This window comes from Pseudoalteromonas fuliginea, assembly GCF_000690055.1.
GTDB lineage: Bacteria > Pseudomonadota > Gammaproteobacteria > Enterobacterales > Alteromonadaceae > Pseudoalteromonas > Pseudoalteromonas fuliginea.
This window is the reverse complement of record NZ_JJNZ01000014.1, coordinates 17388-29459: the sequence shown is the minus strand read 5'-3', so window position 1 is coordinate 29459 and position 12072 is coordinate 17388. Positions and strand designations below refer to the sequence as shown.

At 41.3% G+C, this 12072-nt stretch carries 9 protein-coding genes; 3 read left to right on the top strand and 6 right to left on the bottom strand.

What is annotated here, in order from left to right:
• Positions 1-6: 6 nt before the first annotated feature.
• From DC53_RS15385 to xylB, 5 genes are all read right to left on the bottom strand, one after another.
• Complete coding sequence (locus DC53_RS15385; RefSeq protein ID WP_007375170.1) at positions 7-390, bottom strand: hypothetical protein; 384 nt, start codon at positions 388-390, stop codon at positions 7-9.
• Between the two features lie 106 nt (positions 391-496).
• Positions 497-2515 carry a transketolase gene (gene tkt / locus DC53_RS15390; RefSeq protein WP_033028789.1) on the bottom strand — a complete coding sequence of 673 codons (2019 nt, stop codon included), beginning with the start codon at positions 2513-2515 and terminating at the stop codon, positions 497-499.
• A 58-nt stretch (positions 2516-2573) separates the two neighbouring features.
• The gene (tal, locus tag DC53_RS15395; protein ID WP_033022893.1) at positions 2574-3515 is read right to left on the bottom strand and encodes a transaldolase; all 942 of its coding nucleotides are present in this window, start codon (positions 3513-3515) and stop codon (positions 2574-2576) included.
• 36 nt (positions 3516-3551) lie between these two features.
• The gene (gene xylA / locus DC53_RS15400; RefSeq protein ID WP_007375167.1) at positions 3552-4871 is read right to left on the bottom strand and encodes a xylose isomerase; all 1320 of its coding nucleotides are present in this window, start codon (positions 4869-4871) and stop codon (positions 3552-3554) included.
• Between the two features lie 30 nt (positions 4872-4901).
• Positions 4902-6359 carry a xylulokinase gene (xylB, locus tag DC53_RS15405; protein ID WP_033028788.1) on the bottom strand — a complete coding sequence of 486 codons (1458 nt, stop codon included), beginning with the start codon at positions 6357-6359 and terminating at the stop codon, positions 4902-4904.
• A gap of 162 nt (positions 6360-6521) precedes the next feature.
• Here xylB and DC53_RS15410 point away from each other — a divergent pair, with 162 nt between their 5' ends.
• On the top strand, positions 6522-7478 hold the full coding sequence (locus DC53_RS15410; protein WP_007375165.1) for a Gfo/Idh/MocA family protein: 957 nt from the start codon (positions 6522-6524) through the stop codon (positions 7476-7478).
• A gap of 105 nt (positions 7479-7583) precedes the next feature.
• On the opposite strand, the gene DC53_RS15415 is transcribed toward DC53_RS15410, so the two are convergent.
• Complete coding sequence (locus DC53_RS15415; RefSeq protein ID WP_033028787.1) at positions 7584-9194, bottom strand: glycoside hydrolase family 43 protein; 1611 nt, start codon at positions 9192-9194, stop codon at positions 7584-7586.
• Positions 9195-9405: 211 nt separating this feature from the next.
• On the opposite strand from DC53_RS15415, the gene DC53_RS15420 reads away from it, so the two are divergent.
• On the top strand, positions 9406-10446 hold the full coding sequence (locus DC53_RS15420; RefSeq protein ID WP_033028786.1) for a LacI family DNA-binding transcriptional regulator: 1041 nt from the start codon (positions 9406-9408) through the stop codon (positions 10444-10446).
• A gap of 59 nt (positions 10447-10505) precedes the next feature.
• A complete protein-coding gene (locus DC53_RS15425) occupies positions 10506-11909 on the top strand; it encodes a sugar porter family MFS transporter (protein WP_370597200.1) in 1404 nt (467 codons plus the stop codon).
• Positions 11910-12072 lie beyond the last annotated feature (163 nt).

Sequence of the window (12072 nt, the reverse complement as noted above, 5' to 3'; positions counted from 1 at the left end):
ACTCTTTTAATTGTTCGCTCTAGCTTTTTTAATTTCTTCTTTTACGATTGGGTACAGATCGTATGTTGGATAAAACTCAGTGCTGTAGGCTTTCCAGCCATAGCGCTCAATCGATAAATTTACTTTTGATAATAACGCTGCCGGAAAGCGCAAGGTAACTACTTGCCCTATACCCATCATTACTTTCCAAGATTCTACTGTAGCGCCTTCTGGCGGGAAGTGCTTGTAAAAGTTAGCGTTGTTGAGTATTTCTTTTATTTCAGAGAGGTTTTTTGATTGGTCGTGCTTTAAAAAAATCGTTAGCATTAGTTCATCATTTTGCTCGTCACTTGCCCATGCGTTAAAACTAGTACTTGCACTAAAAAGCATAATTAATAGTAAGTATTTCATAGTTCACCTTTGTTAGTTAATTATAAAAATGCGCCGAGCTTTGAAAGGCTTAGCGCATTAATTGGATAAAATTGTATTATTGCGCGCATTACGCGTACAAAATGTATTAGGCGTTGGCTTTAATTAACGCCTGCGCGGTGCTCACTACATTTTTGGTGGTAAAGCCAAAATGCTCTAATAACACGTTACCTGGCGCCGACTCACCAAAAGTGCTCATACCAATTACTTTGCCTTGTAAGCCAACATATTTAAGCCAGTAATCTTGGTGTGATGTTTCAATTGCAATACGGTTTGCTACCGAGTTTGGCAATACACTTTGCTTGTAATCGTCTGATTGTAGATCAAACAATGTGGTGCTTGGCATTGATACCACACGCACTGCAACGCCTTGTGCTGTAAGCTCTTTTGCGGCTTGCATTGCTAAATCAACTTCAGAACCCGTTGCAATTAAAATAAGCTCAGGCGCTTTATTGCTATCGCTAAGAATATAGCCGCCTTTTTCTATGTCGCTAATTTGCTGAGCGGTACGTGGCTGGTGGTTGAGCCCTTGGCGACTAAAAATAAGCGCCGTAGGTTGCTGCTGATTTTGTATCGCGTTTTTCCACGATACTGCAGTTTCTACTGCGTCACATGGGCGCCATGTGACTAGGTTTGGCGTCATACGTAGGTTGGCTAGTTGCTCAATAGGTTGGTGAGTTGGACCGTCTTCACCTTGACCAATAGAGTCGTGGGTATACACAAATATATTTTGAATACCCATAAGTGCCGACATTCTTACTGCGTTACGGGCGTATTCCATAAACATTAAAAATGTAGCACCGTGATTAATAAAACCACTGTGCAGTGATATGCCATTCATAATGCCGCTCATACCAAACTCACGCACGCCATAAAACAGGTAATTACCGCCGGCGTCATCTGCGCTTATGCCTTTAGAGCCAGACCACAGCGTTAAGTTAGAACCGGCTAAATCGGCAGAGCCACCCAGTAACTCTGGTAAATGCGGGGCAAAGGCTTCAATGGTGTTTTGCGAGGCTTTTCGGCTGGCAATGTTAGCGGCGTCATTGTTGCACTGTGCAATATAGTTGTTTGCAATAGCTTCGAAGTTGTCAGGAAGGGTGCGTTTAATTACGCGTCGCTCAAATTCTTTAGCAAGCTCAGGGTGGCTTTTGGTGTAGTCGCTAAACAGTTGTTGCCATTGTTTTTGTTTTTTATTACCGCTTTGTTTAGCGTCCCAATGGGCGTAAATATCATCACTGATACTAAATGCTTCATTTGGTAGGTTTAAAAATTTGCGCGCCGCAGTTATTTCGTCATTACCTAATGGCGAGCCATGGCAGTCGTGCGAGCCTGATTTATTTGGCGAGCCAAAACCAATCACGGTTTTACAACACAGTAGGGTAGGTTTATCGCTCACTTGTTTTGCTTGTGCAATGGCGCTTGCAATTTGCTCTGGGTCGTGGCCGTCTATATCTTTTATTACATGCCAGCCGTACGCTTCAAAGCGTTTAGCGGTGTCGTCGGTAAACCAGCCCTCAACGTGTCCGTCGATAGATATGCCGTTATCGTCCCAAAAAGCAATAAGTTTACCCAGGCCTAATGTGCCTGCAAGCGAACATGCTTCGTGCGATATGCCTTCCATTAAACAGCCATCACCCATAAAACAGTAAGTGTAATGATCTACAATATCAAAACTCTCTTTGTTAAATTGTGCTGCTAGGGCTTTTTCGGCAATAGCCATACCTACGGCATTTGATAAACCTGCGCCAAGCGGACCTGTGGTTGTTTCAACACCTGGGGTGTAACCGTATTCAGGGTGACCTGGGGTTTTTGAATGCATTTGTCTAAATTGTTTAAGTTCGCTAAGTGGTAGTTCGTACCCGCTTAAATGCAATAAAGAATAAATAAGCATAGAGCCGTGACCGTTACTAAGTACAAAGCGGTCTCGGTTTGGCCAATTTGGATCGGTTGGATTGTGGTTTAAAAAATCGTTCCACAGTACTTCGGCTATATCGGCCATACCCATAGGTGCGCCCGGATGCCCTGAGTTTGCTTGCTGTACCGCATCCATACTGAGTGCGCGAATGGCATTAGCAAAAGGCGCACGAGAAGAAAGTTGAGTCATGTATTACCTCAAATAAAATTAAAAAAGCCCGCACGTTATGTAGCAGGCTTGAGGGAAATTAGTTTAGTAAGTCTTCAACCAATTTAGCCAAAATACGCTGATCTTTGGCAAAGTTACGAATACCTTCACCGAGCTTTTCGCTGGCCATTGGATCTTCGTTGTGCTGCCATAAAAATTGCTCGCGGGTGAGTGGGGTTATGTCGCTTTGCGGTCCTTTGGCAATGTTTGCAGCGTCAAGCTTTGTAACCAGTTCACCTTCTTGGCTTTGTAAATCATTAAGTAATGATGGCGAGATAGTCAGTAAATCGCAGCCAGCAAGTTCGATTATTTCCTGGGTATTTCTAAAGCTTGCGCCCATTACCACGGTTTTATAATCGTACTTTTTATAGTACTGATAAATACCTGTAACCGACTGCACACCAGGATCTTCGCTTGGGGTGTATTCTTTATTATCGCGGGCTTTGTACCAATCAAGAATACGACCAACAAACGGAGATATAAGCGTTACGTTAGCTTGTGCGCACGCAATGGCTTGAGCCATCGAAAAAAGCAGCGTTAAGTTACACTTAATGCCTTCTTTTTCTAACTGCTCGGCGGCTTTAATGCCTTCCCATGTTGAAGCAAGTTTAATAAGTACGCGGTCTTTTGAAATACCCGCTTGCTCGTAAAGTGAAATAAGCTTACGCCCTTTGGCAATACTTGCTTGGGTATCAAACGATAAACGCGCATCTACTTCGCTCGATATACGCCCAGGTATTACTTTTAGTATTTCACAGCCAAAGTTAACAATAAGTTGGTCGCATATAGCGTCAACGTTGTTGCCAGCTTTTTGTATAGCGTCTTCAATTAAATGTTTATATTGAGGTAATTTTGCAGCTTGTAAAATTAACGAAGGATTGGTTGTTGCATCAACCGGTTGTAGGGCTTTGATTGACTCTACATCGCCACTGTCGGCAACGACTGTGGTTACTTTTTTGAGTTGTTCTAACAAGTTCATAATGATGTACGCCTCGGCTTTAAAACCGAGGCGATGTCCTTATACGTAGCGGTTAACAATATTCTCAAGCAGTTCTTGGCGACCAGAAACTTGCTTAGGATCGATGTTGTTCTCGTGTACTAAGGCTGAAAGGCTTTCAAGTGATTGCTCACCATTTAGAATGCTTTGACCTAGGTCTTCTTTCCAACCAGCGTAACGTTTTTCAACAAAATCAGTCAGCTCGCCGCCTTCAATCATTGCTGCTGCATTGAGTAATGCTTTAGCCATCGTATCCATACCGCCAATGTGACCAATGAATAAGTCATCACGCTCACACGATTGACGACGAAGTTTAGTGTCAAAGTTAAAGCCGCCCGTTGTAAAACCACCCATTTTTAAAATTTCGTAAACAACAAGTGTGCACTCAGCTACGTCGTTAGGAAATTGGTCAGTATCCCAACCGTTTTGCATGTCGCCACGGTTAGCATCAATACTACCCATAATGCCTTCTGCGCAAGCAACTGCAATTTCGTGGTGGAAGCTATGACCCGCAAGTGTTGCGTGGTTTGCTTCAATGTTTACTTTAATTTCGTCTTGTAAGCCGTGCTTGTATAAAAAGCCTGCAACCGTTGCTGTATCGTAATCGTACTGGTGCTTAGTTGGCTCTTGTGGTTTTGGCTCAATTAATAATGTGCCTTTAAAACCAATTTTTTTCTTGTGCTCTACAACCATTTTCAAAAAGCGTGCGTACTGTTCGCTTTCTTGTGCAAGGTCTGTATTTAGTAGCGTGTCGTAACCTTCACGACCACCCCAAAGTACGTAGTTTTCGCCGCCTAAACGATGCGTAATTTCCATTGCATGTTTAACTTGTGCTGCTGCATATGCATACGTATTAGGATTAGGGTTTGTTGCACCACCGGCACAAAAACGCTGATTTGAGAATAAGTTAGCAGTACCCCACAGTAGTTTTACACCTGTGCGCTGCATTTCTTTTTCGATAATGTTAGCTATGTGCGTTACGTTATCGTGGCTTTCTTGTAGTGTTTTGCCTTCAGGGGCAATATCAACATCATGAAAACAAAAGTAAGGAACGCCTAATTTTTCATAAAATTCAAAGGCTACTTTTACTTTTTGTTCAGCAAGTTCTAATTGATTGCCTACAGGTTGGATCCAAGGACGGTCAAACGTACCTTCACCAAAAATATCAAACCCTGTAGAACAAAAGTTATGCCAGTAACAGGCTGCAAAACGTAAATGTTCTTTCATTGTTTTGCCAAGCACTACTTGGTTTTCGTCGTAATAACGAAATGCAAATGGGTTTTTAGAGTTTTCACCCTCAAATTTGATTTTTTCAACGTTTGTAAAAAATTGTTCGCTCATAATGTGCTCCATTAATTTTATAATAGTGTATTAAAAGTATGTTTTTATACTTTGGTAAAGTGCTTTGTATGTTGTGTATTGCTGTGCGTAAAAGTTTTGCATGACTGGGTCTGGCTCAATTGTTTGCGTTACTTTGCCGTTAACACACACCTGTTGTGCAGGGAGTTGTGTTACTGCTATTCGGGCAAGCCTTGCTGCGCCAAATGCGGGGCCAACTTCTGAGCCTTCTCGGTAAATTAGGGGGCGGTTGAGTACACTTGCGATGATTTTTCCCCACAGTGGGCTTTTAGCGCCACCACCAATAACGGTTACATCGTCAATTTGTGCACCAGCATCAAGCAGTACTTGTTGGCCATCGGCAAAGGCAAAAGCAACGCCCTCGAGTACTGCGCGGCCAAGGGCTGCTGCATCGGTATCGCTATCTAAACCAAAAAATACGCCTTTGGCATCGGGGTTATTATGCGGCGTACGCTCGCCAGTTAAATAAGGTAAAAATATGACTGAGCTTGGTTTGCTAAAATCGCATTTACTTACTTGTTCAAGCAATGCGCTTTCGTTTTTAAAACCGGTTAATTTAGTGACCCAGGTTAAACAGCTTGCTGCGCTTAACACCACTGACATTTGGTGCCAGGTGTTTTCAATGCAATGACAAAAAGTATGTACAGCACCTTCTGGGTTAGGCAGGTATTTATCGTTAGCAACAAAGTAAACGCCCGAAGTACCTAATGACAAAAACGCTTGTTTAGGCCTTACTACGCCAACACCAGCAGCGCCTGCGGCATTATCGCCACCACCTGCAACAACAGGCACTTGCTCCATACCCCATTTAGCAGCAACTTGGGCTGTTAATTTGCCAGTAATTTGTGTGCCCTCAAAAAGGGTAGGCATGTGTTGCTCTGTTAAGTCGCAAGCGCTAAGCATTTTTTGCGACCATGCTCTTTTTTCTACGTCTAGCCACAGTGTGCCTGCTGAGTCAGACATGTCTGATGCAAAATCACCGGTCATTAAAAAGCGTAGGTAGTCTTTTGGTAATAATACTTTGGCTACTTTTGCAAAGTTTTCTGGTTCAAACTCTTTTAACCACACCAATTTAGGTGCAGTAAAACCAGGCATTGCTATGTTGCCGGTAATATTACGAGAATTTGGTTCGCGTTTTTCAAGCTCTACACATTGTGCAGCACTGCGCCCGTCGTTCCATAAAATGGCTGGGCGAATAATATTATTGTTTTTATCAAGCAGCGTTGCGCCATGCATTTGCCCAGAAAGGCCCACAGCCTTTACCGATTTTAGTAATGCAGGGTGAGTCTTTTTAAGATCCTCGATTGCACTACAGGTAGCAAGCCACCAATCTGAAGGGTTTTGCTCAGAAAAAAGTGGTGCTGGGCGTGAAACGCTTAAAGAGCCACTTGCTTGAGCAAGCAATTGGTCTTGCTCGTCTAAAATAATTACTTTTACACCTGAAGTGCCTAAATCGATACCAAGGAACATAAATGTGATACTTAATGTTGTTTTAGTGTTAGCGCTAACATTAATGATTTGATATTGTTAAGTCAAGCTAGTTTTAAACTATGTTTAACAATTAATTTGCAAGTTTATTGCTTGGTTGTTGGAGTTCACTTAAATTTCTTTTTAAGATCATAAGGAAACACTATGAAAAAAATAAACTGGGGTATTGTTGGTTGTGGCCGAATTGCCGCACAATTTTGTGAAGACTTAGCACATACAAATAATGGTGTTGCGTACGCAGTTGCAGCAAGAAATGGGGATGATACAACCGCTTTTGCGAGCAAGTATGGTGCGGCCAATGCCTACGAAGGGTATCAGGCATTATTTGACGATAAAAACGTTGATGTAGTTTACATTGCGACCCCGCATAACTTTCACTTTAAAAATGCCAGCGATGCTATTAAAGCAGGTAAGCATGTATTGTGCGAAAAGCCCATTACGGTTTCGGCTGAAGAGTGCAAGCAGTTGTCTTTACTGGCTAAAAAGCACGACGTATTTTTAATGGAAGCCATGTGGACGTACTTTTTACCTGCAATACAAAAAGCAAAACAATGGGTAGAGCAAGGGCGAATTGGCACTATTAAACATGTTAAAGCTGACTTTGGCTATCCTGTGCCTTTTAATCCCGATGGGCGTGAATACAACCCAGATTTAGCGGGCGGTTGTTTACTTGATATGGGAATTTATCCGCTGGCTATCGCTAATTACTTTTTAAATAACGACTTAGAAAATTTACACGTAAGAGCAAATATTCGCTACAAAGGCGTGGAAGACGATGTACTTATTACTGCTAATTGTGGCGATGTAATGGTGAGCTTAGCAACGTCATTTCAATGCCGGTTAGGAAATGGCGCGTATATTATTGGCGACAAAGGTTATATAAAAATACCCGATGCATTTAGGGCTTACGAGTGCTCTTTGTATGAGCTTGATGACTTAATTGAGCATTTTGAAGATGGCAGGCAGTCACAAGGTTATAGCTTTGAAGCGCAAGAAGTAGGGCGCTTACTGAGCGAAAACAAACGAGAGAGTGACATTATGAGCCACTCTCAGAGTTTACTTTTACAATCGCAAATGGAGCGTATTAAAGCCCTGTTTTAAAATAGTTTTAAGAGAACTTTAATAGAGCTTTAAAAGAGTTTTGAATGAGCTTTAAAGCAGTTTCAAAAAGCTTTCAATCAAATAATAAACTTAACTGGCGGCGATTTATTCGCCGCTAGGTTCGTCATAATTAAAAAATGAATAGTGAGCTTCTTTATTTTGTCCCGATAAGTCTTGGCACGCCATCCCCACAAAAGCACCGGTAAAACACGGGCGATACCCTTGTGGTGATTGCTGCACGTAATCATCAGATAAAATACTGCCATCGAGCACTGGACCAAACTTTATCCAGCAGTTTTTCTCGGTGGCATAATAAAACTGTAGCTGCGCGCCATTAAAATCAGCTTTTAAGTAAACAGGTTTGTTTGTTTTAAGCAAAAGCGGTGCAATAGGCGTGCTTGTTTGGTATTTATCGCAGCTTATTATATTTAAATAACGCGGTGTGGTTTCATCGCCTACATCGCCGCCGCTTATATGCAAATAGTAGTAATGCGCGGTATTGTAATAACATACTAGCCCCGCCATTTGTTGAAAACTGCTTGGTGCAAAATCAACGCATGTGCTGCTAACAGTATGATGAGCCTGTACACGCCTGGCAATAAAACTTTGCTGATGCAATGAGCTTAAAGACTCTTTACCTACTAGGGTAAGCGATGCTTTTTGAGTATTTTTATACACCCAGCTTTTGCACATGGGTATACGCAATGACTGAAAATCAACAGTCAGATCATCGTTACTAAAATCAATATGTTTTGTGGGTTGCGGCTGTGGGTTTAGCGTTAAACCTTCAACGGGTACGTGTATTCTGGGGGCTTTATTTGTGTGTTTGGCATAAGGCCAGTCATCGTCTTTCCAGATTATTTGCTCAATCCCTGTTTCACGCCCTGTAATGCAGCGGCCACGCTCAGTCAGTGGTCTTGATGTTAAAAATACCGTGTACCAATCACCGGTTTGCGTTTGAAAAAAATCTCCATGGCCACATTTTTGCAGCGCATTACTCGGCTCATGTACTGCTGTTATTACGGGGTTGTGTGGGTGTGCTTGGTAAGGGCCAAATACGTTTTTAGCACGCGCTACACTAATGCAGTGTTCATACCCAGTGCCACCTTCAGCGGTTATTAAATAATAGTAAGCACCGCGTTTTAAAATATGTGGACCTTCAGTGCAACCAAGTTTTGTGCCTGAAAATATAGGTTTAACATCGCCTATTAATTTATTGGTTTTTAGGCAAAGCTCTTGCATTACTATGCCACCAAATAGTGCGTTGTTGCGGTGATCAACCAGCATGTTTAGCAAATAGCTTTTACCGTCATCATCGTGAAAAATAGACGGATCAAAACCGCTAGAATTTAAGTAAGTCGCTTGTGACCAGTTACCGGTAATATCAGTGGTTGATACAAAATAGTTTGGTGTGTCTTTGTAAGGGCCATCAAAGCTTTTTACATTGGTATATACCAAATAAAAACGGCCATTATTGTAACTAAGTTGCGGTGCCCATACGCCGCAAGAGTCGGGCACTCCTCGCATATCGAGTTGCTCTACGGTGTTAAGTGCTTGGCCTATAACTCGCCAACTTACTAAATCGGTAGAGTGGTGAATTTGCACACCGCCAAACCATTCAAATGTTGAAGTGGCTATGTAGTAGTCGTTATTAACTCTGACAATGTTTGGGTCTGGGTTAAAGCCTCTTAGAATTGGGTTTTGCAGCATGCTCATAATATAGGCCTTTTTAAGTTTTTTATATTATTGGGTATGAATATTACAAATTTGTTGTTAGCGCTAACATTTTCAGTGTAGTATAAGACTTTGTCAATAAGTAATCATATAAAACGCGCTGTAAACAATATCAAGCTTTACAATTATGTATAATGAAAATTAAGAAAGTTAATTATAACAATCACATGATTGTGAGTAGGTAATAACAGTAATGGCCGATCCTAAAAGAGCAAGAATACAAGATGTAGCCGAGCAGGCTGGTGTATCAATGATGACAGTTTCGCGCGTGCTCAATCAAGACAAAAAAGTAAGCGACAAAACCCGCGAAAAAGTAATGGCGGTTGTTGAGCAATTAAATTACAGGCCAAATGTGTCTGCTAGGCGCCTTGCTAGTACTAAGTCATTCTTTTTAGGGCTTTTATACGATAACCCAAGTGACTCTTACATAAGCCAATTTTTATTGGCAGCGCTTAAAAAATGCCGCGCATTGGGCTACCACCTTGTTGTTGACGAAGCGCATACCGATATTGACAAAACAATTGAATCGGTAAAGCAACTTATTGATGTTACACAGGTTGATGGCATGATTTTACTGCCACCTATGTGCGACAACGAACAGGTTTTAGATGTTCTTACTAAAGCACAAGTGCCATTTGTCAGAATAACGCCAGATACAAAATTAAATCGCTCCCCTTATATATGCATGGACGATTATCAAGCGGCGTTTGATGTTACAGAGCATTTAATAAATCAAGGGCATAGCAAAATTGCACATATTATTGGCGACACTAAACAAGGTGTTAGCCGTTTGCGTTACCAAGGCTATTTAGATGCACTGCGCTCTAATAAAATAATAACGCCACCTGAGTATATAGAGCAGGGCAGTTTTACTTATCAATCGGGTATGAAAGCGGCAATAAAATTACTTTCGCTTGATGATAAACCAACAGCTATTTTTGCAGCTAACGATGATATGGCGGCCGCTGTAATCTCAATAGCTCAAAAACAAGGTATTAATATTCCAAGCGAACTGTCGGTTGTTGGCTTTGATGACACGCAACTTGCAACTATAGTTTGGCCAAATATTTCTACGGTAAAACAGCCTATTAATGAAATGGCTGAGCTTGCCATTACTTTACTTGCATCGGGTCAGTATAACGATTTAAGCAATGTAAAAAGCTTAGACTTAAGACATATTTTAGATTTTGAATTAATAGAAAGAGAATCAAGCTCAACCAATAAAAACAACTAAATAAGCACACCCTTTTGAGCTTCAAAATCTATATAAAATAACAACAACACACAATATGGATACTTATGAACGAGAAAGAAAATGTACTTTTAATAGTACTGGTTTGCTTTGTTGCGACCATTGGCGGTTTTTTATTTGGTTTTGACAGCGGCGTAATTAACGGCACTGTTGATGGATTACAAACGGCGTTTGGCTCCAGTAGTGCGGGTACGGGATTTAACGTATCGAGCATGCTAATTGGTTGTGCCATTGGTGCGTTTTGCGCAGGTCGATTGGCTGATAAATTTGGTCGGCGTCCAATTTTACTTTTTGCCGCTGCTTTATTTATTATAAGTGCTTGGGGCTCGGGTGTGTCAGTCACATCGTTTGAATTTGTGATTTATCGCATTTTAGGCGGCTTAGCTGTAGGGGCTGCATCGGTTATGACCCCAGCTTATATTAGCGAAATTGCCCCCGCACGATACAGAGGCACGCTCTCTACACTGCAACAAGTGGCTATTATATTTGGTTTATTTAGCGCATTTGTGAGTAACTATTTTTTAGCAAATACGGCTGGCGGCTCTACGGCTATATTTTGGCTCGACTTTGAAACATGGCGTTGGATGTTTTGGGTTGAGTTATTACCTGCATGCTTGTTTTTAATCGCTTTATTTTTTATCCCTGAAAGCCCACGATACTTAATTATGGCTGGTAAAAAAGACGCTGCTGCACGTGTTTTATCGTCATTATATGGTGCTGAAACTGCCGCTCTTAAATTAAATGAAATAGCAGAGTCTCTTGCTGGGGATAAACACCAACCTAAATTATCTGATCTTATTGATAAACCTAAAAAACGTTTACGCCCCATTGTTTGGATAGGAATTAGCTTAGCTACATTTCAGCAATTAGTCGGCATTAACGTTGTTTTTTACTACGGCGCGGTACTTTGGCAAGCAGCAGGCTTTACTGAATCTGACGCGTTACTTATTAATATAATAAGCGGCTTTGTAAGTATTTTAGCGGTGTTTATTACCATGTATTTTATAGACAAAATTGGCAGAAAACCTTTTTTGTTAACCGGCTCAATTGGTATGACGGTGACGCTTTCGGTTATTGTTTATGCCTTTTTAAACGCAGATATTGGCTCAACAGGTAACTTAGAACTAGGAGAGCAGGGCATAGTTGCTTTAATAGCCGCTAATGCTTATGTGTTCTTTTTTAACTTATCGTGGGGCCCTGTAATGTGGGTTATGTTAGGTGAAATGTTCCCTAACCAAATTCGTGGCTCTGGCCTTGCAGTTACCGGCTTTGCCCAGTGGATAGCTAACTTTTTAATTACTTGGTCGTTCCCTGTTATGCTCACCGGTATAGGTTTGGCTGGGGCTTATGGTTTTTACGCATTTTGCGCGTTTGTTTCAGTTATATTTGTATTTAAGTTTTTACACGAAACCAAAGGCAAAGAGCTTGAACAAATGAAAGGGTAAATATTCTCCCTTTAATAAGCGCCAAAACTAAAGCAATAGAACTAGAATAATAGAACTAAAGCAATAGTTTTGGCGTTGTTGACTGCTTCACTCGTTAAGCTTTTTTTTTACTAAACCCAAACACTTTATAAACTCGCAGCAACTATCTCATTTCTCAATAGTT